Source organism: Streptomyces musisoli (assembly GCF_016741855.1).
GTDB classification, from domain to species: Bacteria; Actinomycetota; Actinomycetes; order Streptomycetales; family Streptomycetaceae; genus Streptomyces; species Streptomyces musisoli.
Genome location: NZ_JAERRH010000006.1, coordinates 83,648 through 109,830 on the forward strand (window position 1 = coordinate 83,648; position 26,183 = coordinate 109,830).

The following is a 26,183-nucleotide window of genomic DNA, read 5'->3' on the forward strand; positions in this document are numbered from 1 at the left end:
GGCCCGCGTCCCGTGACGACTGCAACAGGAGCACCCGCGTGACCGGTCGAGTCCTTCTCGTCTCCCCCGCCATGAGCGTCTCGCTGCGGCAGGCCCGGTTCGACGACGGCGGCCCGCTCGACGACACCGGCGTGGCGCGGGCCCGGTCGGCGGCCGGGGCGCTCCCCTCCGCGGCCCGAGTGCTCGTCTCCCCCGGCGAGCGCTGCCGTCGGACGGCGGCGGCGCTGGGCCTCGACGGTGTGCCGGTGCAGGAGCTGGCGGGCCTCGATGTGGGCCGCTGGCGGGGCCGCACGCTGGACGAGGTGGGGGCGGCCGAGCCGGAGGCCGTGGGCCGCTGGCTCTCGGACCCCGGCTGCGCGCCGCACGGCGGCGAGTCCGTGCGGGACCTGTGCGCGAGGGTCGCGCGCTGGCTGGCGAACGCGCAGGACCTGGAGGGCCGTACGCTCGCCGTGGTGGAGCCGGAGGTGGTGCGGGCGGCCGTCGTCGACGCGCTGGGGATCCCCGACTCGGTGTTCTGGCGCCTGGACGTGCCGCCGCTGACCGTGACCGAACTCAGCGGCCGGGCCGGACGCTGGAACCTACGGCTGGGCCGCCCGCCGGCCGCAGGGGGGAGCGACTGAAGGTGCCGCACAAGGCTCCGGCCGGCCGACCGCCGGACGGCGGGGCCTCAGGACGTCGCGTCGCGGTGGCGGCGCAGCAGTGCCGCCACCGCGCAGCGCAGGCAGGCGGTGTCGGCGTCCTTCCGGGCGGCTTCGGTGTCGGGGCAGGTCACCGACGGCACATGGGTCCGGTCCCGGCAGACGTCCCCTTGGGCGGCTATCAGGGTCTCCAGCTCGTACAGGAGTTGTTCGGTGCGCTTGGCCTGGTGCGCGAGCACCCGGACCCGCGCGCTCTGGCCGCCGATCTGCCGTCGGCCGGCGACCAGTTGCTCGTACTCCTCCGGGGTGAGGGCGACCGCCTCGCGGCCGGCGAGCCTGATGCGGCGCGGCTGGGGGGTTCTGGCCACTCGGTTCCTCCGCTCCTCGCCCGGGTGCCCGCCGCCGACCGGCCTTCCGTGCCACGGCTGCGGATCCGGTCCTCGTCGGTGTCCGGAGAACGCCAGAGGGCCCCCGGATGGTTCCGAAGGGCCCTCTGCTGTCCGGAAGGAGTCAATGCGCGGCCGGAACCGCCCGACCGGTGGCCGTCGCCGGCTTGGGGTTCAGCAGCCGTTCGGCCAACTCGCCGAAGGCGAGCCCGAATCCGCCCCACAGGACGGCCTGGATGGCCAGCGCGGACAGGCGGAACCGCCACAGCAGGGTGGCCGGGAAGTGCTCCGGCACCTCGTTGACGACCGGCAGGAACGCGTAGGCCAGACCGATCACGGCGGCGAACGCGGCCACCGCGACGACCGTCGCCCACCAGTTGCCCAGGCTGGGCGCGAGGCGCTTGCCCAGCATGGTGGCGGCGACCGCGAGGAGGACGCTGAGGAGCATCATCAGGAAGTACAGGGTGGTCCGCTTGCCGATCGTGTCGGGGTCGCCGACCGACGGCGGATTGGCCGGGTACTTCAGGAACGGCACGACGTAGACGGTGAGCAGTGCGGTGCCCGACAGCAGCAGCGCCGTGGCGCGCGGACCGAAGCGGCCGACGCGGCCCAGGGCGAAGCAGAAGGCGAGCGCCGCGATGCCGCCGAAGGCGACGCCGTAGACGAGGACGCCGGTGGCGAGGCCGGCGGTGGACTGGAGGGAGCGGGAGACGACCTCCACCTCGTGCTCATGGGCGTGGGCGTGGGCGTGGGCTTCCTCGAAGCCGATCGCCTTGTCGACGCTCGGCTCGCCGAGGAGGTAGGCCGCGAGCAGGGCGAGCACACCGGCGGCCAGGCCGGCGAGCATGCCCCGCACGAGGAGGTTTCTTACCGTTGCGGAGTTCATGGTGGTGCGCTGTCCCCTCGCGTCAGTGGCAGGGGAAACCGAGCAGGTGGCGGGCGTCGTGCACCCACTCGTGGACATCGGTGCCGTTGAACACGGAGGTGGCGCCCTGCTCGGCGCCGACGAAGTAGAGCAGGACCAGCATCAGGATGCCGAAGAAGACCGCCCAGGGAGCTATCGCCTTCAGCGGCAGCGTGGCGGGAACGGCGGGGGTGGTGGCTGTCGGCTGGGCGACGGTCTGCGCCATGGCAGGACCTCCTCTGGGAGTTCGCGTCCCATCTCGGTGGTGCACAGGACGACGGCCACGGGTCTGACTCACGAGACGACCAGGGGACGCCTCGCACACAGTGGCGCGACCGTTCCGGATTCTCACCGGCTTCCGACTCGCCGTCGTCGATATCGGACAGACCGTACCGCGTGACCGGCGCCCGGCCAAGACCGCCCGCACCCGGCGTGATCTTCCTCTCGCACGGGCGGCCGGTCCTGGTGCCCGTGGGCCGGCGGTGGCGGATTCCGTTGATCGCCCGGCCGCGGGAAGCGCTGCCCCGCGTCATCGGCGGTCGCGAACACCGCGTGCTCCAGGCGCCGTTCGCGGCGGTACGGCTCAGCGGGCCGCCTCCTGGCCTGTGTCGGGCGCAGCAAGTCCCAGTTCGCGCTCGCCGAGCGGGGCGAAGAAGCGTTCCACGTCGGCGTCGCCGACCTCGGCGAGGGTCGCGGGCGACCAGCGCGGGTCGCGGTCCTTGTCGACGATCTGGGCGCGGACGCCCTCGACCAGGTCGGGGGTGCTCAGGGCGGCGCACGAGACGCGGTACTCCTGGTCGAGGACGCGCTCCAGCGGGCCGAGGCGCCGGGCCCGGCGGATCGCGGCCAGGGTGACCTTGAGGGAGGTGGGCGACCTGGTGAGCAGGGTCTCGGCCGTCTCCTTCGCCTCGGGTCCGCCGTGCGCGAGCAGCCGTTCGACGATCTCCTCGACCGTGCCGGCGGCGTAGCAGGCGTCGATCCACTCGCGCCGTTCGGCCAGCTGGGCCCGGGGCGGCGGCTGGACGTACCGCGCGAGGGCGTCCCCGACAGGTGTGCCGGCCAGGTCGTCGACGAAGGAGTGGAGGGCCGCGGACGGCAGGTAGTGGTCGGCGAGCCCGCAGAACAGGGCGTCGCCGGCGCCGATCTGCGCACCCGTCAGCGCGAGGTGGGTGCCCAGTTCGCCGGGGGCGAGTCCGAGCAGATAGGTGCCGCCGACGTCGGGGACGAAGCCGATGCCGGTCTCGGGCATGGCGATCCGCGACCGTTCGGTGACGACGCGGACGCCGCCGTGCGCGGAGAGGCCGACGCCGCCGCCCATGACGATGCCGTCCATGACGGCCACGTACGGCTTGGGGTAGCGGGCGATGCGGGCGTTGAGGTGGTACTCGTCGCGCCAGAACGCGGCGGAGGCGGTGCCGTCGCCGTCGCGGGCGTCGTCGTGGACGGCGCGGATGTCACCGCCCGCGCACAGCCCGCGTTCCCCCGCGCCGGTGAGGACGACGGTCTCCACGGCCGGATCGTGCTCCCAGGCGCGCAGCGCCTCGTCGATCCGGCGGACCATCTCGTGGTTGAGGGCGTTGAGCGCCTTGGGCCGGTTGAGCGTGATGTACGCGGCCCGTCCCCTGGTGTGCAGCAGGACGGGGTCGGCGGTGCCGGGCCGGACCGACTGTTCGCCGCCGCTCATCGGAACGCCTTCGCCGGGCCACGGGACACGATGACGCGCATGATCTCGTCGGTTCCTTCCAGGATGTGGTGCATCCACGGTCGCGGACGATCTTCTCAAGCCGCACGCGCCGAGGTGGCCCCGGCCCCCGTACGGCCGGAGCGCGACCGGCCGCCGGACACCGGCGCGACCGGCTTCCTCGGCGTCCCGGTCGTCAGGTGCCCGCACCGCTCCGCGGCGGCGCGAAGGCGTACAGGTCGAGGATGTCGGGCCGGGGGGCGACACCCGGGCCGCCGGCACGCACCCAGGTGATGATGTCCTCCGTCGCGTCCGCGTCGTTGACGAGCCCGAGCCAGACCGGCCGCGCACCTGCGGCCCGGCCGGCGGCGGAGGGCTGTACGACGACGACGTTGGCCTGATCGCACACGTCGAGGCACTCGGAGATGCGCACCGGCACCTCCGCCCGCAGCCGTGCGGTCTGCGCGGCGTGATCGACGCCTCTCACCTTGGGGCTCCCGCAGCAGCAGTCCCTGCACACCACGACCCGGCTCGGGGCCGGACCGCCCGCCGGCGCGCCCCCGCCCGGTCCCTCTCCCGCCGACTGCTCGAACATGCCGCGCCACTCCCCTCCCGGGGAGATCCGCCCCGGTGTTCCCTGAGGAGGCGACCGCGTGAGTCTCCTGGCTCCCGGGTCGCCGCTCGCCCCGCCTTCCCACCCCCTCGGGGGCGGTGGCCTGCCGGAACTCGCTCACCGGTCACAGTGGCGGGACCGCGCCGGATTCACACCGGCTTCCTCGGACCGCCGTCGCCTTATGTCACCGGCCATCATCCCATCAGGGGCGTGCACGCGGTCACCCGGCCCCTTGTGGAGGGGCGCCGGGCGACCGGTGCGGGGAGCCTCGACTCCCCCCGCGTCAGCGGAAGAAGACGACCGACCGGAGCTTGAGCCGCTCGCTCCCGTACCCGGTGCGCGGCCGCAGCGTGAACGAGTCCCCCGTGCAGTCGGGCTCGGTGAACACCAGCGCGTACTCGTCGGTCCGGTTGCGCGGGGAGTGGGCCGGGGAACTGGACCCGGGGTCCGCGACCTCGGGCAGGGTGATGCACTCCCCGCTGTCCGGGTCCTCCAGCACCGCGGTACGGGGCGTGCCGTCCAGACCGGTGTAGGTGTACTGGAACTCCCCGGACGCGGCGGAGGCGGAGCCGGGAACGGCGAGGGTCAGGGCGAGGGCGCCGAGGGCGGCCACGGCGGCATTGCGAAGACGCATGGAAGAGGTGTCCCTTCACCAGGAATGACGACGTGCGGAGTCACGACGTACGGAGCGACGACGTGCGCAGTCACCCTTCCCAAGATCACTTCGCACCGCGCGGTCACCGTCCGCCGAATCGATCCACCCTCACCCGAAAGAGGCAGCCGGGCCCGGATCCCGCAGGTGGGCATGCCAGGGGCTCACACATCGGCGGAGCCCGACACACACGGCAGCGCCGGCCCACCCGTTTCCCGCCGGGGCCGGCGACAGCACCGCCGGCGACCGGCGCGGATGCCTCCCGACGCGGCGGGCCCGGCGCGGAGCAGGGGGGGTGGTCACTCGAACGGGCCAGCGTCCCGGACCCGTTCGGACGCGGCCGCCCGGGTCCGGCCTCCGGCGTCACGAGCCCGGGCCGCAACTCACCCGAAATGGCTAATCGCGGAACGTGCAGCCCTTGTCCCCACTGGCCCCTCCCCCATTCGGAGTTGCGGCCGTACGGGCGACATGAGTCCGTGGGAGTCGTGTCCCGCCAGATCTCACTCAGGAGGAGACATGGGCACCAACCACCAGGGCCAGTCGGCCGAAAAGCTGAACGTCGTCTTCGCGGTCCGCGTGATCGAGGGCGGCGAGCAGGGATTCCTGGATCTGTACGAGCAGCTCCGCAAGTCCGTCGCCGGCACCCCCGGCCACATCGTCGAGCGGCTCGGCGCACCCGCCGACGACTCCCGGCAGTGGGTGATCACCAGCGAATGGGAGTCGGCCGAGGCCTTCTTCGCCTGGCAGCAGAGCGAGGAGCACCAGGAACTCGTGGCCCCGTTGCGCGAGTTCGTCGACCAGCGGCAGTCGCTCCGGTTCCGGGTCGTCAAGGAGACGAAGGGGGTGTCGTCGTGACGCGCACCGCCTTCGGCCCCGTCGCCGTACTCGGCCTCGGCGCCATGGGCGCCGGGCTGGCCGGCCGCCTCCTCGAGGAGGGCGTACAGGTCCGGGTCTGGAACCGTACCGCGGACCGGAGCGCACCGCTCGCCGAGGCGGGCGCCCACGTCGCCGCCCACCCGGCCGAGGCCGTCGCGGGCACGAGCGCCGCCATCTGCGCCGTGGCCGACGGCGAGGCCCTCGCCGCCGTGCTGCGCGGCCCGGACGGCGTGCTGGCCGAGCGCCCCTACCCCGGCGTCCTGCTCTGCGCCAGCACCGTCGCCCCCGAGGAGGTCGTCCAGATCGCCGGGGACATCCCCCGGATCCTCGACATGGGCATGCTCGGCAATCGCGACCACGCCCGCGACGGCGAGCTGCGGCTGTTCATCGGCGGCGAGGACCAGGCGTTCAACGCCGCCCTGCCGCTGCTGGAGACGCTGGGCAAGGAAGTGGTCCATCTGGGCGCACTCGGTTCCGGCATGCGGATGAAACTGCTCCTCAACCTGCTGATGGGCATCGAGGTGCAGGCCCTGGCCGAGGCGACCGAGTTGGCGGGCGCCTGCGGACTGGACCGGCAGCAGGTCCTCAAGACCATCGCCGGCAGCGGTTTCGCCTCGCCGGTCATGGCCTTCAAGTCGCGGCGCCTGGCCGCGAGCCGCTTCGACGAGCCGGACTTCCGGCTGCGGCTGATGGCGAAAGACCTCATGCTCGCTACCAAGCAGGCAGCAGCAGTCGGCCTGAGCCTGCCGCTGGCGACCGCCGCGGCGGAGACCCACGTCCGCGCCACCGAGCAAGGACTGGGCGACCAGGACTGTGCCGCGGTCACCCGCGCACTCGCACCGAAACCGGGAACCGATACGTGATCATCGACATCCACGGGCACCTGTCCCCACCGGAAGCGGCCGCACGCTTCCCCATGCCCCCGAGCCTGACCGACGTGGACGGCATGCTCGCCGCCCGCGCCGAGGCCGGCATCGACCTCACCATCATCGGCAGCCCGGTCGGGGCGGGTGCGATGGCACGGGTGCCGGGCGTCGACAACTACGCCCAGCCCCGCGACCGGCTGCGCGGCTTCCACGCCTGGATGTCGGGCCTGATCCGCAAGTTCCCGGACCAGTTGCGCGGGTACGTCTACGCCAACCCGTTCGGGGACGACGATCACCTCGAAGGGGTGCGCGAGACCCTGGCGGACCCCGCCTTCGTAGGCCTGATCACCACGTCCAGCGTTCACGGGGAGCTGCTCGGCTCGCAACGCGCCGACTCGTTCTTCGCGCTGGCCGCGGAGGCGGGGGTGCCGGTCCTGGTGCACGCCCCGGCCGAACCGGCCGGCACGGAACGGGTGGACGAGATCGGCTTCGTCGAGCAGATCGGCCGCTTCGGCGACGTCACGATGGGCATGGCCATGATCGCGTTCGCGGGATGGCTGGGCAAGTACCCGGGTCTGCGACTGATCGGCGCGACCGGCGGCGGCGCGATGGCGCTGCTGCCGGAGCGCCTGCAGACCGCGGCGCGCCCCCGGCACTGGGCCGGGGGCGCGCCGCCCGCCGGCCGGCCCGGGGCGCCCTCCGCCGCCCCGGGCCCCGCCCGGCGGGCGGTCGTGGAGCCGGCGGCCGACCCGGCCGCCGCGCTGCGGCGCATGTACGTCGACACGAGCCCGTTCAGCGCGGCGCACCTGAGCCTGAACGCGGAGGTGCTGGGGCCCGAGCGGATGCTCTTCGGCACCGACTCACCGCCGATGGCCGCGCCGCTGGAGGACTTCGTCCACATGATCGAGAAGCTGCCGCTCGACAAGGCGTCCCAGCAGCTCATCCTCGGCGGCAACGCCCAGGAAGTCTTCGACCTCAGGAGTCGTCCGTGACCACCACGCAAGAGGCCGTGACCGCGGCCGAACGGTGCATCCCCGAGTTCCGGCGCGATCCCCACCCGGTATACGCCCATCTCCGCACGGCGGCGCCCGTCTGCCCCATGCGACCGCCGCACGGCAACGAGACGTACCTGATCACCCGTTACGAGGACGCGCGGGCCGCGCTCGCGGATCCGCGGCTGAGCAAGGACATGTACGGGGCCATGGACGCCTACCGGAGGATCTTCGGTGACTCGTCCGTCGCGCTGGACGACAACATGCTCAACTCCGACGCCCCCAAGCACACCCGGCTGCGCAGGCTGGTGAACTCCGCGTTCACCCCGCGGCGTGTGCAGGCTCTCCGGCCGCGGATCGAGGAGGTCGTCCGGGACCTGCTCGACGACTGCCCGGCCCGAGAGCCCTTCGACCTGCTCCCGGCGTTCGCGTTCCCGCTGCCGATCATCGTGATCTGCGACCTGCTGGGCGTACCCCCGCAGGACCGGACGCGGATGCAGCACCTGTCCACCACCGTGGCGCAGACGGGTTTCGGCGAGGAGTTCAAGCGGGCCCAGCAGAGGGCGGAGGAGGACCTGCACGCGTACTTCACCGAGCTGATCACCGCCAAGCGGGAACACCCGGGCGACGACCTGCTCAGCGCGCTCACCGCGGTCCGGGACACCGACGACGGCGGGCTCACCGAGAGCGAACTCGTCTCCACGGCCTTTCTGTTGATGTTCGCGGGGCACAAGACGACCGCCTACCTCATCGGCAACGCCGTCCACCACCTGCTGTCGCACCCCGCGCAGTTGCGCGCCGTGCGGGAGGACCCGGAGCTGATCCGCGCGGCGGTCGAGGAACTGGTCCGCTACGACGGCTCCGTCGAGAGCGCGACGTTCCGCTACGCCACCGAGGACCTGGAGTACAGCGGGACCCGGATCCCCAAAGGCGCCCTGGTCCAGATCGCGCTCACCTCGGCCAACCGCGATCCGCTGAAGTTCGAAGCGCCGGACGAGCTGAACGTGAGGCGGCCGGACAACGCGCAGGACGCCCATCTCGGGTTCGGGCACGGCAGCCACTACTGCCTGGGGGCCCCGCTGGCCCGGCTGGAGACGCAGCTGGCCCTCACGCTCCTGTTCGACCGGTTCCCGCGGATGACACTGGCCGACGGTGCCGGCGGGCCCAGGTGGCTGGAGGTGCCGTTCCCCGCCTTCCGCGGCCTGGCGGAACTGCCCGTCGTCCTCGACCCCGCCGGCTGAGGCCGGGTCACCACGCACGCGGGGCGCCCGGCCACGCCGGACGCCCCGCGGTGCACGCGCCAGGCGGGACGCGGTCTCCGTGGGGCAGGGCGGACTGGTCGTCGTCCCGCCCGGGATACCGCACGCCTTCGGCGCGGCGCCGGGTGTCTCCGCCGAGCTGCTGGTGGTCCTGACGCCGGGCGTCGACCGCTTCGACCACTTCCGCCCCCTGGGCCGGATCCCCCAGGGGCTGGAGTCCCACGACAGCCTCATGCCGCACCAGGAGCGCTTCGACGTCCACTTCCTCGATGCCTCGGCCTGGCGGTCCGCCCGGCACCACTGACGGACCGGGCGCGGTCCCGTCGCCGCTCGCGTCGGCCGAAGCGCTCCCGCCGGCCGAAGCGCTCCCGCCGGCCGGGGCGCTGCCGTCGGCCGGGGCGCTCCCGCCGGCCGCTGGCAAGGTGCCGTCACACGGATCGTTCGGCGCCGTAGTAGCCATGGCGCAGCCGGAATCTCATGGCGTCGGTGCCGTCGGCCTGGATGTGCCTGATCAGCGTCGACCTCAGCGGCTCGGGCAGCTGCATGCCGTGCGCTCCGGTCCATTCGAGGGAGCTGAAGAGCTCGGCCGCGCCGTCGAGCTGGGCCGGGTCCGGCGGGCGCGCCGCGAGTGCGGCGAGGATCAGGTCGGGGTCTTCACCCAGCAACTGCTGCTGTATCGCCGAGTCGTACCACTTCAGGCCGCCGGTGGGCTCTCTGGAGGCGGTGCCGGCCCAGGCCAGCAGGACACGGATCCGCTCGATCCCGTCGGGATAGCGGTGCGGGACGAGAGCGGCCAGCCGGTCCTTGGCGTCCCGGAGCCGGCCCGACCAGGTCTGCTGGTCACGCCGCGGCGGGAGGGACACGGCTTCGGCCGCGTCCCGCAGCCCGGCGGGCGCGGCCTGCACCCAGCGCAGCCGACGCCGCTCCTCCTCGGCCTCCTGATCGGCCAGCGCCGACTGCACCTCCCGCGATCGGGTCAGGCCCCGCTCGGCCAGCCATGCCGTGAGTGCCGGACCGTCCCGCAGGTCGGCGTCGCAGTCACCGATCCCGCTCAGACCGGTCTGGTGGTGCAGGGTCCAGCAGGCGAGCAGCTCGCCGCTCACGTCGTACACCAAGATCGTCGGCCAGCCGAGGCACCGGCACCGGTCGCCGGTGCCACCGTCCACGATGGCCAGCAGCCGGCCAGGTCGTCGATCCCGGCACCGGTCACCACGGTGCGCGCCCGCTCGGCTGAGCCGGCATCGGCAGGCGATCCCTCGACGATCACGACGCGCCCGGCACGCTGCAGCACATCCCGCAGCCGAGCTGTTGTCGGCGCCCCCTCGGCCATACCCGTCGTTCCCCTTGAGATCACGTCCGCGAGGATATCGGCACCGTTCCGGCGGCCGCCCGCCCGTGCCGACGGGCCGTGCCACCGCTCGGCCAGATCCGGGTCGGCCGACGGCCGTGACGTGTGGAGACCCGGCGGCGCGCGGACGCGGCCCCTTCGACGCCGACAGCCCCTTCCTCACCGGATACCGGGTGGTCCACCACGAGCCCGTCCTCGACGGGGTGACCGGACCCGTGCGCGCGGTACTGGACCGCTGTCTGGCGAAGGACCCCGACGACCGGCCGCAACCCGGGCAACTGGCACAGGAGTTGGCCGACGCCCTGCCCGAGCCGCCCGCAGGTGAACCGCAGACCCTGACCCCGTGGACGTCCTCCGCGCCCTCAGGCACCCCGCCCCGCGCCGCCGGCGAGACCGCCACCGACCGCCGGCCCCGGCCACGCACGGCGCGCACGCTCATGGCCGTCTCCGGTGCGCTCGCCGCGGCCCTGGCGGGATGCCTCCTGTTCGTCCCGGGCGACGGCCACGGCGACGGCACCGCACGGGTGAACTCCACACCCGCCGCCCGGTGGAGCGCCCTGCCCACCGGCTGGGAACCATGGGAGACCACCGCGTACGCGGTCGCCGAACATGGCGTGAAGCCTGGGTACGAGGGCGACAGGGCGCCGACCTGCCTGCCGCACGGCGACGCCCTCTACTGCGCCGGCACCGCACTCCTGCCCGAACGCATCGACGCCTCCACCGGCCGCACCCTGTGGCGCTCCGGCATCACCCCCGCCTCCCTCCCGGCCGACCGGTACATCACGACCGTCCTCGGCATCCATGAAGGCGTTGTCCTGGTCGAGTTGACGATCACCAACGAGGACGGCACAGGCAGGTCCCAGTCCGTCCTCGCGCTCGACGCCGCCCACGGAAGGGAACTCTGGTCCCACCCGGTACGCACCGACAGCCTGGGCTCGGCCTACGCCGCCGGACTGACGCTGACACAGGAAGGCGACGGCAGCACGGTGACCGTCCGCTCCGCACTCCGGGGCACGGTGCGCCGGCAGATCCCTCTGCCGACGGGGTACGACTGCGCGCCGCTCGCCGTCGGCGACCGCCCCTACGTGGAGTGCGCCGCCGGCGCCGAGAACTCCCACGCCACGAAGCTGCTCGTCGTCGACCCCACCGGCACCTCTGAGCGCACCCTGACGTCCCCGCGCAGCAGCGGAGCCTGGCCGGCGTCCAGGACGGCCGGCTCCTCTTCGTGGAGGCGGACGACCGGCCCGTGACCAACAGCCCCGACCTGATCTACACCCGGATCGTGCACGTCGACCCGGGCACCGCCGACCGCTCGGTGACGGACCTGCCCGAGCACTACCGGGGAGGAATCCCCACCCTGGCGCACGGCACTGTCTACTTCGCCACCTCCAGCGGTCTGGTCACCGCCGTCTCACCCGCGACGGGAGAGCGGCTGTGGCAGAGCCGTACGACGCTGGAGACGCCGGGCACGGTCTCGGTGGACCCGAGCGGGCGCACCGTGTACCTGGCCGGCGGCAGCGGCCGGGTGGCCGCCCTGGACGCGGCGAGCGGCACCCTGCTGTGGGAGTCCTCGGCCCGCGCGGAGGTACTCGACAGCGGCCTGCTCCCCACCGTGTGGTTCCACAAGGGTGCCCTGGTCCTGGCGGCCTCCGACGGCACCCTCTTCACCCTCGACCCGGCCCGTCCCGACCGGAGACCCACCCCGCGCTGACCTCTCCCGGACCGGGGGCGGCGCGTGCCGGCCGCGCCGCCGCCCGTCACGGCCGGACCGTCAGGAGTCCTCGATGGTGATGAAGGGGCCCCACTGGAAGTACCCCTGCAACTGCCGGTGCCGGTGCCGGTGCCGGGGGGATCTTCGACCGTCCGGGAAAGCCGGCCGCATTGCGGCCGGGGACCCATGGGCGAAATCCGCACCGGCTCCGGCGGCCCGGCGTCCTGCGGGTCGGGCACGCCGGCGCCCGGGGGTCAGGTCTCGGTGTGCACGGCCGCCGCCGCCGACGACGGGTCCGTGGCGGTGAGTGGTTGTGCGCAGACGACGAGGAGGGCGACGTCGTCGTGGTCGGCGGGGTGCCGCAGCTGCCGCAGGAGCCGGTCGCAGGTCTCCTCCACGGACCGGTCCGCCGGTGCCAGGAGACCGAGGAGGTCTTGCAGGCGTTCGTCGATGGGGTCGTGGCGCGTCTCGACCAGTCCGTCGGTGTACAGCACGAGGCGGTCGCCGGGCGCCAGGTCGAGGGTGGTGGTCTCGAAGGGGACGCCGCCGACGCCGAGCGGGGTGCCCGTGGGCAGGTCGAGGAGTTCCGGCCGCTCGTCGGCCCGCACCAGGACCGGGGGCAGATGGCCGGCGGACGCCACGTGCAGCTGGGCGCGGTGGGGGTCGTAGACCGCGTACACACAGGTGGCGATGTAGGGGTCCAGGTCGCGGGTGATCTTGTCGAGGTGGGTGAGGATCCGGGCCGGTTCCAGGTCGAGGTAGGCCAGGGTGGAGGTGGCGGTGCGCAGGCGGCCCATGGTGGTGGCGGCCGGGATGCCGCTGCCCATGACGTCGCCCACCGCGAGGGCGGTGCGGTCGCCGCCGAGGGGGATCACGTCGTACCAGTCGCCGCCGACCTCGTGGAAGGCCTGGGCGGGCCGGTAGCGGGCGGCGACCTGGAGGCCGGGCCGCCGCGGCGGGAGCTGCGGGAGCAGGCTGCGCTGGAGGGTCTCGGCGGCGCTGCGGATGTGCTGGTGCAGGACGGCGTTGTCGATGCTCAGCGCGGCGGACGAGGCCAGCTCGCAGGCGAGGGTGAGGTCGTCCTCGTCGAACGGCAGGGGGTTGCGGGCGCGGGCCAGCCCCATGACTCCGATCACCTGTCCACGGGCGATGAGCGGGACGGCCATGTCGGTGTGGACGCCGGCCCGGGCGAGCAGGCGGGCGGCCTCGGAGTCGGCGGCGACCCGGGAGAGTTCCCGGCCCTCCAGGTGGGCGATCAGGAGGGGGCGGCGGGTGCGGATGCACTGGGACGCCGGGTGGTCGGCGTGGTAGGTCGTCAGGCGGCCCGGGGGAACGATCGCCTGGGCGGCGTCGGTGGGGTACGCGGTCTTCACCGCCAGCGCGCGGAACAGCGCCGGGCCCTCCTCGACGTCCGTACGGCCCGTCTGGAGGACCGAGTCCAGGAGGTCGACGGCGACCATGTCGGCCAGGTCGGGCACCACGACGTCGGCCAGTTCCCGGGCGGTGCGCTCCACCTCCAAAGTGGTGCCGATCCTGGCCGAGCTGTTGGCCATGAGGCGCAGGCGCCGCTGGGCCTGGTCGGCCTTCTTGGCCGCCTCGTAACGGTCGGTGACGTCGGCCACCACGGTGGCGATGCCCAGTGCCTGGCCGTGGTGGTCCTCCAGTCGGTAGACCGACAGCGACCAGGCGTGCTCGTTCTCCGGATCGGCGGCGGTGCGGCCCACCACCTGCTGCTCCACCACGGGGATGCCCGAGGCCAGGACGTGCCGCATCACGGTCTCCGCCCCCCGGAAGGGTTCGCCGGGGAGGATCTCGCGGAAGCTCCGGCCGACGTGGTCGGGCTCGGGGACGCCGTGCATGGCGGCCAGCGCCGGGTTGATGGCCAGATACCGCAGATCGGTGTCCAGGACGGCCAGCCCGATCGGCGCCTGGGTGACCAGCCGGTTGGACAGGGCCAGCTCGCGCTCCACCTGCCGGAGCGTGTTCCGGTCCGTGGCCAGCCCCAGGGCGTAGTGGTCGCCGAGGTTGTCCGTCAGCCGCATGTTGCGGAACTCGATCATGCGGGTGCTGCCGTCCTTGTGCCGGACGGGGAACGCCCCGGCCCACCCCCGCCCGGTCTCCATCACCTCGGCGAACAGTGTGATCACCGCGTCGTGGTGTTCGGGGTGGAGGAGGAGCGGCGCCGCGTACTGCCCGACCGCCTCACTGCGGGCGTAACCGAACAGCTCCTCGGCCTGCGGGCTCCACATGTCGATCCTGCCGTCGGCCTCCAACAGCACCGCGGCGACGCCCAGCAGGTCCATCAGCCCGCTCGGGTCCGCCGCGGCACCCGCCAGCGGATCCGCCCGCTCCGGGTGCTGCTTCGCTCGCCTCATCGCACGCGCTCCTTCCCTCCGCCGGCCTCATCGGCGCGTCCGCCTCGCCCCGCGGGTCGGGCGAAACGGATTACCCGCAGATCAGCAGCCCTTTCCACGATGAGGCACGAGGCCTGGGACGGCCAGGGCAGCGAGCCGGGGAGTGCGCCGTGACCGAAGCCGATGCCCGCCTTCCGGGTGACCCTTGTTCCGTGTGACATCACCTCGCCGTCCGTTCATCACTCCACGTCTACCCCGGAGTGCCGCCGACGGTGCCGGACGGACGCCCGCATGGCACTCGGTCGGCGGCGGTGGCACCCGTCGGCAGGGGTCTCGGCCCTCGCCGGCCCGCGGGCCGGCGGCGGAGGGGGTGGCTGTCAGCCGTTGAGGGTGTTCATCAGCTCGGGTGCGTAGCGGTCGCCGGTGACGGCACCGTGCGGGGCGACGGCCTCGATGGCGGCGAGGTCCTCCGCGGTGAGGGTCACCGCGGTCGCGGCGACGTTCTCCTCCAGGTAGCGGCGGCGCTTGGTGCCGGGGATGGCGATCGCGCCCTGGTGCTGGACCCAGGCGAGCGCCAGCTGCGCGGGGGTGACGTCCTTGGCGGCGGCGATACGGCGGACCTCCCGGACGACGTCGAGGTTGCGGCCGAAGTTCTCGCCCTGGAAGCGGGGGTCGGTGCGGCGCCAGTCGTCCTCGGCGAAGTCGTCGGGGCCGGTGATGGCACCGGACAGGAAGCCGCGCCCGAGCGGTGAGTAGGCGACCAGGCCGATCCCCAGCTCGCGCAGGGTGTCGAGCACCCCGTCGTGCTCGATGCCGCGTTCGAAGAGCGAGTACTCGGTCTGGACGGCGGTGAGCGGGTGCACGGCGTGGGCCCGGCGAATGGTTCGCGCGGACGCCTCGGAGACTCCGATGTGGCGGACCTTGCCCGCGGCGACCAGCTCGGCCAGGGCGCCGACGGTCTCCTCGATCGGCACGTCCGGGTCGATGCGGTGCAGGTAGTAGAGGTCGACGTGGTCGGTTCCCAGGTGCCGCAGCGAGCGTTCGAGGGCCCGGCGCACATACTCGGGCCGGCCGTTCAGGCCGAGCGCGCGGCCGTCGTCGGTGATCTCCACGCCGGTCTTGGTGGCGAGCACGGCCGCCTCCCGGCGCCCGGCCAGCGCCTTGCCGACGAGCTGCTCGTTGACGAACGGCCCGTAGCTCTCGGCGGTGTCCAGCAGCGTGACGCCCAGCTCCAGCGCGCGGTCGACGGTGGCCAGGGACTCGGCCTCGTCGGTGGCGCCGTAGAAGGCGCTCATGCCCATGCAGCCCAGCCCTTGGGCGCCGACGGTCAGGCCCTGGCCGCCCAGTGCACGATGTTCCATGAGGGTTCCTCCAACTCAGTAACTAACTGGATAGATACAGGACGGTAGACCTTCCGGACACCAGTGTCAATAACTAGGTAGTTACTTGCTAGGGTGGCGAGCATGCCACGGGACTCCAACGCCACCAAGGCCCGGCTGCTCGACGCCGCCTTCGCCGAATTCGCCGCCTACGGCATCGCCGGAGCCCGGGTGGACCGGATCGCCGAGACCGCCGGGGCGAACAAGCGGCTGATCTACGCCTACTTCGGCAACAAGGAGCAGCTGTTCGACGAGGTGCTGCGACGCGCGATGGAGGCGGGCGCCGAGTCCGTGCCGTTCGACGCCGACGACCTGCCCGGATACGCCGGCGCGATCTTCGACCATCTCGTGGCCCGGCCGGACCTCATGCGCCTGCGGCTGTGGAAGCTGCTGGAACGCCCCGCCGCCACCGAGCCCGAAGCGGAGGCCCTCCGGCGCAAGACCGCGCAGGTGGCGGACGCACAGCGGCGCGGGAAACTGACCCCCGGGATGGAGCCCGCCGATCTCCTCACCATGGTCCTCGCCGCCGCCCAGGCCTGGTTCTGGGCGGACGAGGCCGGGCAGCCCTGGCCACCGGAGCGGCTGGCGCGCCACCGCACGGCGGTCGTCGAGACCGCCCGCCGGATCAGCGGACCGAAGGCCGCCGACGCCTGAGGCGTGTTCGAAGCGAGGTGAGCGGCGGCGTGTCCTGATCGGGAAGGAGCGAACGCCGCCGGGCGGCGGCCACCCGGTTCGACGGGCGCGCCGCCCGCCGCCGGGCCACCGTCCACATCACCGCCGTCGACGAACGGCTCGACCTGCTTCGATACGGCCCGCTAGTCGCGCTCGGGCCAGATGAGGCCCTGATCGGTCCAGACGACACCCTTGTTGCGGCAGAGGCAGAAGGGGTGGCCGATGGGGTCGGTGTAGACGCGGAAGCCGTAGCCGTCGGGGCCGGTGCAGTCCCGTTGCAGGGTCGCGCCGAGGGCCAGGACGCGGCGCTGTTCGGCCTCGATGTCGTCGACTTCGAAGTCGAGGTGGAACTGCTTGGGGTGCTCGCTGTCGGGCCACTGCGGGGCGCGGTAGTCCTCCACCTGGATGAAGGCCAGTTCGATCTCGCCGAACCGGATACCGGCCCAGTTCCCGTCACTGCCCTCCTTGACCGGGAGCCCCGTCACCTCGGAGTAGAAGGCCGCCAGCTTCATCGTGTCCGGGCAGTCGATGATGAAGTCGGTTAGTCGTAGCATCCCGCGATCTTGCCACAAGGTCCGCTTCGGGTCAGGCCCTGGAGCACTCCGCGCAGCGCGACACCGTTGCGGACGTCAGGCCTTCCCCCGCACGTCCCCTACCGGCGGTGTCACGCAGACGGTGAGGGCAGATAGCTCGCCAGGCCGCGCAGGATGATCTCCAGACCGATGTCGAACCTCTCGTCGGCGGAGTCCGTGACCATGAGGCCCGCGAGGGCGCGCAGATGGGGAAAGTCCTCGGCGGGCAGCGACGCGAAGTAGTTCTGCATCTCGCCGGCCATCTCGCGCCAGTCGGGGCGGGCCAGGGAGGACGCGTCACCGCCGTGCATCGCGGCCCGGTCCCGCCACATGCCCTCCTCCAGGACGAACCCGTCGATGTAGGTGGAGATGAGGTCACCGGCCTCCGCCGCGATGCGGTCGGGCAGCCCCGCGGTGCGGAAGACGGCGAGCAACGCCTCGACGTGCGGCAGCAGTTCGGCGGTGAAGGGGACGTGGGCCAGGGAGATCCTGGCCATGTCGCGATGGGCCAGCAGGCAGTGCCGCCAGGACCGGGCGTAGTCCCGCACCTGCTCCCGCCACCGCTCGGGGTCCGGTGCGGGCATCTCGAAGCTGTCGAAGAGCCGGGCGTACATCAGCTCCAGGAGGTCGTCCTTGGAACTGACGTGGGCGTAGAGCGCCGAGACAGCGACGCCGAGTTCGGCCGCCACCTGGCGCATCGACAGCCGGTCGAGCCCCTGCCGGTCGAGCACGGTGAAGGCGGCGTCGACGACCCGTTCACTGGAGAGGGGTTCCCGTGCGGGGGCCACGCGGGCACGGGCGGGACGCTCGCGCTCCCAAGGGGACGGCGGAGGGGCTGCGGGAGTGCCGGCGGTGTCGTCGGTCATGAGAACAGTCTAGGTGCGGGAGAACGATGTTCTCCGCGGCGAGCACCGTTCACCCGCCTTCAGAAACGCGATATATCTTGTCTAGGCCCTGGCATTGCGCTATATCTTGATGAACAGCGTTCTCCAGCCGAGCGCCGTTCCGCTACAGTGAACGCTGTTCTGTTGGTGAACAGTGTTCGCTGCTAATCCGTACGTCCCGCCGCGCCCGCGGTCGCCCATCGCGGCGCGGGCCTTCTTTCGAGGAGTTCCGATGTCCACGACCGGTGTCGCGTCCGTCGAGACGCCCGCCGACACGCCGGCGCCCTACCGCCGGCGCTGGGCTGCCCTCTTCGTGATCCTCGCGGCCGAGGTGATGGATCTCCTCGACGCCGTGGTCACGAACATCGCCGGCCCCGCCATGCGGGCCGACCTCGGCGGCGGTGCCTCCACCCTCCAGTGGCTCGCCGCCGCGTACACCCTCTCCATGGCCGTCGGGCTCGTCACCGGGGGCCGGCTCGGGGACATCCACGGGCGCCGCCGGATGTTCCTGGTGGGCGCGGCCGGCTTCACCGTGGGCTCGCTGCTGTGCGCGATATCCGTCTCGCCCGCGATGCTGATCGCCGCACGCGTCGTACAGGGGCTGTTCGGCGCGGTGATGCTGCCGCAGGGCCTCGGCATGATCAAGGAGATGTTCCCGCCGAAGGAGTCCCAGAAGGCCTTCGGCCTGTTCGGCCCGGTCATGGGGCTGTCCGCGGTGTGCGGGCCGATCCTGGCGGGCTGGCTCGTGGACGCCGACTACTTCGGCACCGGCTGGCGGATGATCTTCCTGATCAACCTGCCGCTGGGCGCCGCGGCCCTGCTCGGCGCCCTGCGCTACCTGCCGAGGACGAGGTCCGCGAGCAAGCCGCGTCTGGACATCCCCGGGATGCTCCTAGTGTCGCTGGGCGCGCTGCTCATCATCTTCCCGCTGGTCCAGGGGCGCGAGTACGACTGGCCCGGCTGGACGTTCGCGATGATGGCCGCCTCGGTGCTCGTCTTCGTCGCCTTCGGCGTCTACGAGTCGCGCCTCAGCAAGGCCGGCCGGGACCCGCTGGTCGTGCCCAGCCTCTTCCGCAAGCGCGGCTTCAGCGGCGGCATGGCCCTCGGGCTGGTCTTCTTCTCGACCATGCAGGGCTTCATGCTGGTCTTCAACCTCTACGCCCAGATCGGCCTCGGGTACGCCCCGCTCAAGGCGGGCCTGCTGATGGTCCCCTGGTCGGGCGGCATGGTCGTCGGCTTCGGCGTCGCCCAGGCTGTCGCCCGGTTCGGGCGGGCGGTGCTCCAGGCGGGCACGCTGGTCATGGCGGCCGGCGTGTTCGGTGTGTGGCTGACCCTCGACATGGTGGGCGACGGCGTCGGCCCCTGGCAGCTGGTGCCCTCCCTGCTCGTCACCGGCATCGGCATGGGCCTGCTGATGGCGCCGTTCTTCGACATCGTGCTCTCCAGCGTCGAGCAGCACGAGACGGGCTCGGCGTCCGGCACGATGACCGCGATGCAGCAGCTCGGCGGCGCCTTCGGGGTGGCGCTCCTCGGCACCGTGTTCTTCGGTCTGCTGGGCGGCGGGATCGCCGACGCCGTCGACCACCGCTCGGACGGTCTGCGACGGGAGCTGGCCGCCGCGCACGTCGCGCCCGCCGCCCGGGAGCACATCGTGACCGATCTGCGCGCGTGCGCCGCGGACCGCGCCGTCGCCAAGGATCCGGAGGCGACCCCGGCATCCTGCACGCGGCTGGACAAGGACACCCGGTCCGCCCTGACCTCGCCCCGGGCCGGTGCCCGGATACCCGCCGCGCTGGAGGACACCGCGTCGTCGGCCTTCCGCGGCGGCTTCGGCTCCGTCATGAAGTCGGTGCTGTGGATCGTGGACGCTCTGCTCGCCCTGACCTTCCTGCTGGCGTTCCTCCTGCCGCGCCACGCGCGCCCCGAGGGATCCGCCGGTCACTGAGACCGCGCCGGCAGCGGCCGGCAGCTGGGGCGCCCTGCCTGCCGGGGCGCCCTGTCAGCTGCTCAGGGCCCCGGGATTGGCACAGTGGGCCAGCGGCTCGCCGCGGAGGAAGCGGCCGGCCTCCGCGGCGACGATCCGGGCGGCCTTGTGGGCGACCTCGCGGCTGGCGCCGGCGATGTGCGGGGTGAGCACGACTCCGGGGGTGGTCAGCAGGCGTGAGCCGGCCGGTACCGGTTCGGCGGGGAACACATCGAAGCCGGCGGCCGCCAGCCGGCCCGAGTCGAGCGCGTCGCACACCGCGTCGTAGTCGACCAGCGCGCCGCGGGCGCAGTTGACGAGGACCGCCCCCCTCGGCATGGTCTCGATCCGGTCCCGCCCGATCATGCCCCGGGTCTCGTCCGTCACCCGCGCGTGCAGGGAGACGATCCGGGAGCGGCTCAGCAACTCGTCCAGCGAAACGAGCCGGGCGACGCCCTGTACCGCTTCCGGCCGCACGTACGGATCGTGGACGAGCACCGTGGCCCCCATGGCGGCCAGCACAGCGGCGACGCGCGAGCCGATCGCGCCGAAGCCGACCAGCCCCACGACCGAGCCGTCGATCTCGACCCCACAGCGGGTGTAGTCGTAGTAGTCACCGCGCCACCTGCCCTGCTTGAGGTCGGTGTGGACGTCGCCGATCCGGCGGGCGGCGGCGAGGATGAGCGCGAGGGTGTGCTCCGCGGTGGCGACGGCGTTGCGGCCCGGGGCGTAGCAGACGGCGACGCCGTGCCGGGTGGCGGCCGCCAGGTCGGCGTTGACCGGACCGCCCCGGCTCACGCAGAACAGCTCCAGTTCGGGCGAGGCGACCAGCACCCGTTCGGTGAGGGGCGCCATCTGGGTGACGCAGATGCGCACGCCGCTGAGTGCCTCGATCATCTCCTCCTCGGTCCCGGACGCCTCGTCGACCTCGGCGACCTTGCCGAACGGGGTGTGCGGCCAGGGAAGTCGCAGCTGCCGGACGTCCAGCTCGGTGCCGGCGGGCGTCGCGGCGCGCAGTTCCTGTTCGAGCAGCTCGGGCAGGACGAAGTGGTCGCCGGCGGCGAGGACGGTGGTGGGCACGGTGGTTCTCCCGGAGAGCTGGGGTCGGCGGAGGATGCGTCGAGGCTCGGGTGCGAGCGTCGGCGGACGATGCGTCGAGGCTCGGGTGCGAGCGTCGGCGGACGGATGTGTCGAGGCCCGGCGGGCGAGGGCGGCGGCAAAAGATGTCGAAGCCGGGCGGGCGAAGGCCGCGGACGGATACGCCGAGGTCCGGCGGGCGCGGTCAGCGGACGGGTGCGTTGAGGCGGAGCAGTGAGGCCCGGCCGTCCTGAAGCCGGAGTTCGGTCAGCGCACCGTTGTGGAGGGCGGGGAAGACCTGGCGGTAGTGCGCGAGGGGGATGCCGAGGAGCCGGCACAGCACCAGGCGGAGCAGGGTGGAGTGGGCCACGACGAGGACCCGCCCGTCGGGGAGCTTGTGCGCGGCCTCCTCCAGGCAGTCGATCGCGCGGGTCGCCGCCGCGGCCGGATGCTCACCGCCGGGCAGGTGGTGAGCGACCGGGTCGGTGAGGAAGCCGGCGAGTGCCTCGGGGAACGCCTCCGCCATCTCGGCGCGGGTGAGACCGTCGCCACGGCCGAAGTCCACCTCGTACAGGCGCTCGTCGACCCAGGGCGTGAGGCCGAGCGCGGCCGCCGCGGGCTCGGCGGTCAGCCGGGCCCGGGACAGCGGTGAGCACAGCACGGCGTCCAGGCGCTGCCCGGTGGCCCAGTCCCCCAGCTCGGCGGCCTGCCGACGGCCGAGTTCGGTGAGCGGCACGTCGGTGCGGCCCGCGTAACGGTTCTCCGCGTGCCACACGGTCTCCCCGTGGCGTACGAGGACGAAGTCGGTCACTGTCGGGCCTTTCCGCGCGCGTGGTCGGCCACGGCCTGGTCCAGCCAGCCGCGGCGTGCCAGCGCGTCGACGAAGTCGAGGTAGACGGGGAGCAGTCGGGCGGTGCGGGCGGGGTCGGGACGCAGTTCCTCGCGCAGCCGCACCATGGCGCCCGCGGCCGCCCCCAGCGTGGCACCCGAGGCGGTGGCGGCGAGCACCGCCATGCCGAGGGCGCTCTCGGCCTGCTCCGGCAGCCGGGCCACACGGCCGAGCACGTCGGCGCGCAGCTGCGACCAGTAGCGGTTGCGGGCGCCGCCGCCGGTGAACGTGAGCGGGCCGTCGACGGGAGCGCCGAGGTGGTCGAGGTAGTCGAGGCAGAGCCGTTCGACGAAGGCCACACCGAGCAGGCAGGCATGGAACTCCTCCGCGTCGCCGGAGGGCTCGCCGAGCACGAAGGACTCGGCCTCGGGGGCCCGGAACGGCAAGCGCTCGCCGCCCGAACCCACGAGCGGGTAGACGACGGCGGTGGAACCGGTCGCGGCGGCCCGGGCGGTCAACGCGTCGAGGTCGGCGGGGCGCGCGCCGGGGAACCGGTCGGCGAGGACGCCGGCGCCGCTGCTGGAGGCACCGCCGGGCAGCCAGGTGCCGCCGGGGCCGCGGTGGCAGTAGACGACCCCGCCGGGATCGCGGACGAGGCGGGGGCTCGCCCCCTTGAACACCAGGGTGGTGCCCAGCACGGAGTTCCAGGCGCCGGGCGTGAGCGCCCCGGCGCCGATCTGTGCCGCGCAGCCGTCCGTCATGCCGGCGGTGACGAGGGTGCCGGCGGGGACGCCGGTCGCCTCCGCGGCGGCGGCGCACACGGTGCCGAGCACCGTCCCGGGCCGTACGACGTCGGGCAGCAGGCCTGCCGGGACGCCGAGCGCGTCGAACTCGGCCTCGGGCCAGCGCTCGTCGATCAGGTCGTACCCCGTCTTCAGGGCGTGGCTGGCGTCGCTCGCGACCTGGTGTCCGGCCAGCCGCCAGGTGATCAGGTCGGCCTGGTGCAGCAGGCGGGTGCCCGCCGGGACGCCCCGTCCGCCCGGCCCGGTCGGCCCGGTCGGCCCGGCCGGGCCGTCCAGCAGCCAGAGCAGTTTCGGCAGTGCCCAGGACGGCTGCATGGCGCGGTAGCCGAGCTTCTCCCACACCCGCGCGCCGCGCGTGTTGACGCGCTCGGCGTACGAGTCGGCCCGACGGTCGTCGTACATCAGCCCCGGGGTGAGGGGGTTGCCCGTGGCGTCGGCGAGGAGCACGGTCCCGGAGGTGGCGTCCACGGCCAGGCCGCGCACCCGGCGCGGGTCGATGCCGGTCAGGGCCTCGCGGCAGGCGGCGGCGAGCGCGGTCCACCACTGCTCGGGGTCCTGCTCGTGGCGTACGCCGTCGCGGTGGCCGGTCAGCGGACGGGAGGCGGCGCCCAGTAGCCGGCCGGTGCCGTCCACGGCGACCGCGCGGGCGCTCTGGGTGCCGAGATCGAGTCCGAGGTGGACGGCGTCGGGAGACAGGGCGTCAGACATGCGGGGCCTCCGTGGTGCCGGCGGGAGACTCGGCCGGTACGGCGGGGGCGGCGCCCGGCCGCGCCGCGGGGGCGGGTGCGGGTGCGGGTCCGGCCGCGGGTGCGGGGGCCTGTGCGGGTCCGGCCGTAGGTGCGGGTCCGGGTCCGGCCGTAGGTGCGGGTCCGGGTCCGGCCGTAGGTGCCGGTGCGGGTCCGGCCGTGGGTGCCGGTGCCCAGCCGAGGGAGCGGGCGGCGGCGCGCCAGGTGAGGTACGAGTCGTAGAGGCCGTCGTAGAACGCGGCCCGTTCGGCGTCCGGCTGCCAGTTCGCGCGCATCCGCACGTACTTGGCGGCGGCGCTGTGCATGCTGCTCTCCGCCCCGGTGAGGACGAGTCCGGTCAGGAACGCGCCCTTGGCACCCAGTTCCGTGTCGGCACCGCGGGCCGTCGGCACCCCGGTGACGTCCGCGATGAGTCGGCACCAGGCGTCGCTGGCGGATCCGCCGCCGCACAGGCGCAGTTCGTGGACGTCGGTCCCGGAGGCGGCCAGGCAGTCGCGGACGACGAGGGACAGGCCCTCGAAGACGGCGCGGGCGACATGGGCGGGAGTGTGGTCGAGGGACAGGCCCCAGAAGGACCCGCGGGCGCGCGGGTCGAGGAACGGGGCACGTTCACCGGCGGGCGAGAGGTACGGCAGGAACGCCAGCCCGCCCGCGCCCGGTCCGGTGCCGAAGGCGAGCCTGCCGAGCTGGGCGGGGTCCGGGACGGACAGGGTGCGGCAGGCCCAGTCGAGGACCTCGGTGCCGGAGAGAGTGGGGAAGGCACGCAGGATGCGTTCGCGGCCGCGGTAGGCGATGTTGATGCCGCAGGGCTCCCCGCCGGTGTCGGGTTCGCGGGTGACGATCTCGGTGCACAGGGTGGTGCCGAGGATGGCGCACGCCTGGCCGGGGCTGACGGCTCCGGCGCCGCGGGCGGTGGCGGCGATGTCGTAGGGGGCCATGACGACGGGCAGCCCCGCGGGCAGGCCGAGTTCGGCGGCGGTGTGGTGGGTGATCTCGGCGATGCGCTCGTGCTCGCCGAGGATGCGCGGCAGCAGCGGCTCGGCCCACCGCATGGAGAAGAGGTCGAGGATCACCGGGTCGTAGGCGCCGGTGGCATGGTCGAGGAAGGGCGCGGAGGCGTCGGACTCGTCCACGGCGGTGACTCCCGTGAACTTCAGGAACAGCCAGCCGGCCGCCGTGAGCGCGCTGCGGGAGCGCCGCAGCCGCTCCGGGTCGTGCGCGGCGAGCCAGCTGAGCACCGCGTTCGGCATGCCGCTGCACGTGAGCGAGCCGTTGCGGCGGAACGCCTGTTCCAGGACGCCGTCGGCCTGCCAGCGGGTGAGCAGGTCGCCGGCGCGCCCGTCGGACCACAGGACCGCCGGTCCGGTGGGGCGGCCGTCGCCGTCCACGAGCCAGCAGCCGTCGCCCTGGGCGGTGAAACTCACCAGCCACACCGGGTCCCGGCCGGGGCCGAGCCGGGACAGGGCGCTGCGCACGGTGAAGACGACCCCGTTCCACACCGCGTCCATGTCCTGCTCCGCCCATCCGGGACGGGGCCGCAGCACCTCGGTGCCGATGCGGGAGACCGCCAACTCCTGACCCTGGTCGTCGAACACGACGGATTTGATGACGGAGGTTCCGACGTCGATGGTGAGAACCGACATGACTGCAATACCTGCCCCTTCACAAAGGCCGCGCCCACGGACCGGACCGTCGGATCGAGCGGTCCAGTCACGGGCGGCTCGCGAAATCAGGGAAACGCCTGTCCGAAGGGGCGTCAATCGCTCGGGTGACTTATCCCGTGCCCGGCCCCCGGCCTCGTGTTAAGTCTCCCGCCGGACCGGGCGCACCGCCCCGCCAGGGCGCCGCTCGCACAGGCACCGGCCAGGTCGGGGCCGTGTTACGTTCATGTGGGATTTTCACAAGCCTCTTCTCGTCCCTTCCCGTCCGATGTGACGGTGAGCCGCAGGCACTCAGGAAGGAGGGGCTGCCATGACCGGTGTCGACGCCCGTACGGACGCCCAGGAGGAGCGCCGGAACCGGCTGCGTGAACTCGTCACGAGCAGGGGGTTCGTGCGCACCGCCGAGCTGGCGGCCGAGTTCGCGGTGAGCGTCATGACCATCCACCGTGACCTGGACGCTCTCCAGGCCCAGGGGTGGCTGCGCAAGGTGCGCGGCGGTGCGAGCTGTCTGCCCTCGACGCAGTTCCACGGCAGCACCCGCGAGCGCCTGACGACGATGGCGCAGACCAAGCAGTCGCTGGCGCGTGCCGCCGCCGAGGAACTCGCGCCCGGACAGATCGTGATGATCGACGACTCCACCACCTGCCTGAACCTGGTCCGGCATCTGGCGGACCACACCCCCATCACGGCGATCAGCAACTCGCTCCCGGCCATCTCGGCGCTGGCTCACGAGCCCGGCGTGGCACTGGTCGCGCTGGGCGGCACCTACTTCCCGGCCTACGACGCCTTCATGGGCGCGCACACGGCGCAGAGCGTGCAGGCGTTCCGTGCGGATGTGCTGTTCATGTCCACGACGGCGGTGACCGGAGGCCGCTGCTATCACATGTCGCCCGAGACGGTGCAGGTCAAGCAGGCGATGATGGCGGCCGCCTCGCGGCGGGTACTGATCATCGACCACACCAAGTTCGCCAACCAGGGCCTGTACGCGCTCGCTCCGCTCACCGACTTCGACCTGGTCCTCGTCGACGACGCGGCGCCGGCGGCGGAGGTACGGCGGCTGCGCGACAACGGCGTCCACGTCCGCACGGTCACCGGGGCGGCCGGCCCGCCGCGGCCGCACGGCGCCACGTGAACATCACACGGTCCTCACTCGGCGCGCCTCCCCGTACGGCGCCCCGCACAACCGTCTGACCAGGGGCTATCTGCCCGCACCCGGCCCTCCCGCACAACGCCGCGACGACGACTTAACGCCAGGGGCGACACGGCCCGCGAGGTCTTCCCTCCGACGGATTGACCCCGCCCCGCTGCGGATTTTTC

The 26,183-nt window shown here is 73.1% G+C and carries 26 protein-coding genes and 1 riboswitch; of the genes, 11 read left to right on the forward strand and 15 right to left on the reverse strand.

What is annotated here, in order from left to right; translation table 11 throughout:
* Positions 1-38: 38 nt before the first annotated feature.
* Positions 39-620, forward strand: coding sequence for a histidine phosphatase family protein (locus JK361_RS18095; protein WP_201819071.1), 582 nt, complete (start codon positions 39-41; stop codon positions 618-620).
* A gap of 47 nt (positions 621-667) precedes the next feature.
* On the opposite strand, the gene JK361_RS18100 is transcribed toward JK361_RS18095, so the two are convergent.
* The 6 genes from JK361_RS18100 to JK361_RS18125 form a co-directional block, all read right to left on the reverse strand.
* A complete protein-coding gene (locus JK361_RS18100; protein ID WP_201819072.1) occupies positions 668-1,006 on the reverse strand; it encodes a hypothetical protein in 339 nt (112 codons plus the stop codon).
* A 142-nt stretch (positions 1,007-1,148) separates the two neighbouring features.
* Positions 1,149-1,910 (reverse strand): CbtA family protein, encoded by a 762-nt coding sequence (locus JK361_RS18105; protein WP_201819073.1) that lies wholly within the window; start codon positions 1,908-1,910, stop codon positions 1,149-1,151.
* Between the two features lie 22 nt (positions 1,911-1,932).
* Positions 1,933-2,154 (reverse strand): CbtB domain-containing protein, encoded by a 222-nt coding sequence (locus tag JK361_RS18110; protein ID WP_086692985.1) that lies wholly within the window; start codon positions 2,152-2,154, stop codon positions 1,933-1,935.
* A gap of 357 nt (positions 2,155-2,511) precedes the next feature.
* On the reverse strand, positions 2,512-3,612 hold the full coding sequence (locus JK361_RS18115; RefSeq protein WP_201819074.1) for an enoyl-CoA hydratase/isomerase family protein: 1,101 nt from the start codon (positions 3,610-3,612) through the stop codon (positions 2,512-2,514).
* 193 nt (positions 3,613-3,805) lie between these two features.
* Positions 3,806-4,204 (reverse strand): (2Fe-2S) ferredoxin domain-containing protein, encoded by a 399-nt coding sequence (locus JK361_RS18120; protein WP_236053174.1) that lies wholly within the window; start codon positions 4,202-4,204, stop codon positions 3,806-3,808.
* A 61-nt stretch (positions 4,205-4,265) separates the two neighbouring features.
* Positions 4,266-4,386, reverse strand: a riboswitch (cobalamin riboswitch).
* Positions 4,387-4,505: 119 nt separating this feature from the next.
* Positions 4,506-4,856 carry a hypothetical protein gene (locus JK361_RS18125; RefSeq protein WP_201819075.1) on the reverse strand — a complete coding sequence of 117 codons (351 nt, stop codon included), beginning with the start codon at positions 4,854-4,856 and terminating at the stop codon, positions 4,506-4,508.
* Positions 4,857-5,390: 534 nt separating this feature from the next.
* On the opposite strand from JK361_RS18125, the gene JK361_RS18130 reads away from it, so the two are divergent.
* The 5 genes from JK361_RS18130 to JK361_RS18150 all read left to right on the forward strand — a co-directional run bounded on the left by JK361_RS18130 (position 5,391) and on the right by JK361_RS18150 (position 9,171).
* Positions 5,391-5,729: an antibiotic biosynthesis monooxygenase family protein gene (locus JK361_RS18130; protein WP_201819076.1), complete on the forward strand. Its 339-nt coding sequence runs from the start codon at positions 5,391-5,393 to the stop codon at positions 5,727-5,729.
* Entirely contained in the window at positions 5,726-6,613 is an 888-nt protein-coding gene (locus JK361_RS18135) for an NAD(P)-dependent oxidoreductase (protein WP_201819078.1), read from the forward strand. The genes JK361_RS18130 and JK361_RS18135 overlap by 4 nt, the downstream gene beginning before the upstream one ends.
* Positions 6,610-7,608, forward strand: a complete 999-nt coding sequence (locus JK361_RS18140) for an amidohydrolase family protein (RefSeq protein WP_201819080.1) — start codon at positions 6,610-6,612, stop codon at positions 7,606-7,608. The genes JK361_RS18135 and JK361_RS18140 overlap by 4 nt, the downstream gene beginning before the upstream one ends.
* Complete coding sequence (locus JK361_RS18145) at positions 7,605-8,849, forward strand: cytochrome P450 family protein (RefSeq protein WP_201819082.1); 1,245 nt, start codon at positions 7,605-7,607, stop codon at positions 8,847-8,849. The genes JK361_RS18140 and JK361_RS18145 overlap by 4 nt, the downstream gene beginning before the upstream one ends.
* 79 nt (positions 8,850-8,928) lie before the next feature.
* Positions 8,929-9,171, forward strand: a complete 243-nt coding sequence (locus JK361_RS18150; protein ID WP_201819085.1) for a hypothetical protein — start codon at positions 8,929-8,931, stop codon at positions 9,169-9,171.
* Positions 9,172-9,295: 124 nt separating this feature from the next.
* Here JK361_RS18150 and JK361_RS18155 read toward each other — a convergent pair whose 3' ends face one another.
* Positions 9,296-9,970, reverse strand: coding sequence for a hypothetical protein (locus JK361_RS18155; RefSeq protein WP_201819086.1), 675 nt, complete (start codon positions 9,968-9,970; stop codon positions 9,296-9,298).
* A gap of 343 nt (positions 9,971-10,313) precedes the next feature.
* On the opposite strand from JK361_RS18155, the gene JK361_RS18160 reads away from it, so the two are divergent.
* Positions 10,314-11,465, forward strand: a complete 1,152-nt coding sequence (locus JK361_RS18160) for an outer membrane protein assembly factor BamB family protein (RefSeq protein ID WP_201819088.1) — start codon at positions 10,314-10,316, stop codon at positions 11,463-11,465.
* The gene (locus JK361_RS18165) at positions 11,462-11,926 is read left to right on the forward strand and encodes an outer membrane protein assembly factor BamB family protein (protein ID WP_201819090.1); all 465 of its coding nucleotides are present in this window, start codon (positions 11,462-11,464) and stop codon (positions 11,924-11,926) included. Before JK361_RS18160 ends, JK361_RS18165 begins: the two co-directional genes overlap by 4 nt.
* Before the next feature lie 254 nt (positions 11,927-12,180).
* Here JK361_RS18165 and JK361_RS18170 read toward each other — a convergent pair whose 3' ends face one another.
* Both JK361_RS18170 and JK361_RS18175 read right to left on the reverse strand, forming a co-directional pair.
* Positions 12,181-14,301: a SpoIIE family protein phosphatase gene (locus tag JK361_RS18170; protein WP_201819095.1), complete on the reverse strand. Its 2,121-nt coding sequence runs from the start codon at positions 14,299-14,301 to the stop codon at positions 12,181-12,183.
* A 356-nt stretch (positions 14,302-14,657) separates the two neighbouring features.
* Positions 14,658-15,641, reverse strand: coding sequence for an aldo/keto reductase (locus JK361_RS18175; protein ID WP_201819096.1), 984 nt, complete (start codon positions 15,639-15,641; stop codon positions 14,658-14,660).
* Positions 15,642-15,743: 102 nt separating this feature from the next.
* On the opposite strand from JK361_RS18175, the gene JK361_RS18180 reads away from it, so the two are divergent.
* Positions 15,744-16,313, forward strand: a complete 570-nt coding sequence (locus JK361_RS18180; protein WP_201819097.1) for a TetR/AcrR family transcriptional regulator — start codon at positions 15,744-15,746, stop codon at positions 16,311-16,313.
* A 161-nt stretch (positions 16,314-16,474) separates the two neighbouring features.
* Here the strand turns inward: JK361_RS18180 and JK361_RS18185 are convergent, their stop codons facing one another.
* Both JK361_RS18185 and JK361_RS18190 read right to left on the reverse strand, forming a co-directional pair.
* Complete coding sequence (locus JK361_RS18185; RefSeq protein ID WP_201819098.1) at positions 16,475-16,885, reverse strand: VOC family protein; 411 nt, start codon at positions 16,883-16,885, stop codon at positions 16,475-16,477.
* A 110-nt stretch (positions 16,886-16,995) separates the two neighbouring features.
* Entirely contained in the window at positions 16,996-17,769 is a 774-nt protein-coding gene (locus tag JK361_RS18190; protein WP_201819099.1) for a TetR/AcrR family transcriptional regulator, read from the reverse strand.
* A 250-nt stretch (positions 17,770-18,019) separates the two neighbouring features.
* Between JK361_RS18190 and JK361_RS18195 the strand changes: the two genes are divergently transcribed.
* Positions 18,020-19,732 (forward strand): MFS transporter, encoded by a 1,713-nt coding sequence (locus tag JK361_RS18195; RefSeq protein WP_201819101.1) that lies wholly within the window; start codon positions 18,020-18,022, stop codon positions 19,730-19,732.
* A 54-nt stretch (positions 19,733-19,786) separates the two neighbouring features.
* On the opposite strand, the gene JK361_RS18200 is transcribed toward JK361_RS18195, so the two are convergent.
* The 4 genes from JK361_RS18200 to JK361_RS18215 form a co-directional block, all read right to left on the reverse strand.
* On the reverse strand, positions 19,787-20,830 hold the full coding sequence (locus tag JK361_RS18200) for a 2-hydroxyacid dehydrogenase (protein ID WP_201819102.1): 1,044 nt from the start codon (positions 20,828-20,830) through the stop codon (positions 19,787-19,789).
* Between the two features lie 202 nt (positions 20,831-21,032).
* Positions 21,033-21,638 (reverse strand): histidine phosphatase family protein, encoded by a 606-nt coding sequence (locus JK361_RS18205; RefSeq protein ID WP_201819104.1) that lies wholly within the window; start codon positions 21,636-21,638, stop codon positions 21,033-21,035.
* The gene (locus JK361_RS18210) at positions 21,635-23,167 is read right to left on the reverse strand and encodes an FGGY-family carbohydrate kinase (RefSeq protein WP_201819106.1); all 1,533 of its coding nucleotides are present in this window, start codon (positions 23,165-23,167) and stop codon (positions 21,635-21,637) included. Before JK361_RS18210 ends, JK361_RS18205 begins: the two co-directional genes overlap by 4 nt.
* Positions 23,160-24,848, reverse strand: coding sequence for an FGGY-family carbohydrate kinase (locus JK361_RS18215; RefSeq protein ID WP_201819109.1), 1,689 nt, complete (start codon positions 24,846-24,848; stop codon positions 23,160-23,162). The genes JK361_RS18210 and JK361_RS18215 overlap by 8 nt, the downstream gene beginning before the upstream one ends.
* Before the next feature lie 328 nt (positions 24,849-25,176).
* Between JK361_RS18215 and JK361_RS18220 the strand changes: the two genes are divergently transcribed.
* Positions 25,177-25,998, forward strand: a complete 822-nt coding sequence (locus tag JK361_RS18220; protein WP_201819111.1) for a DeoR/GlpR family DNA-binding transcription regulator — start codon at positions 25,177-25,179, stop codon at positions 25,996-25,998.
* Positions 25,999-26,183 lie beyond the last annotated feature (185 nt).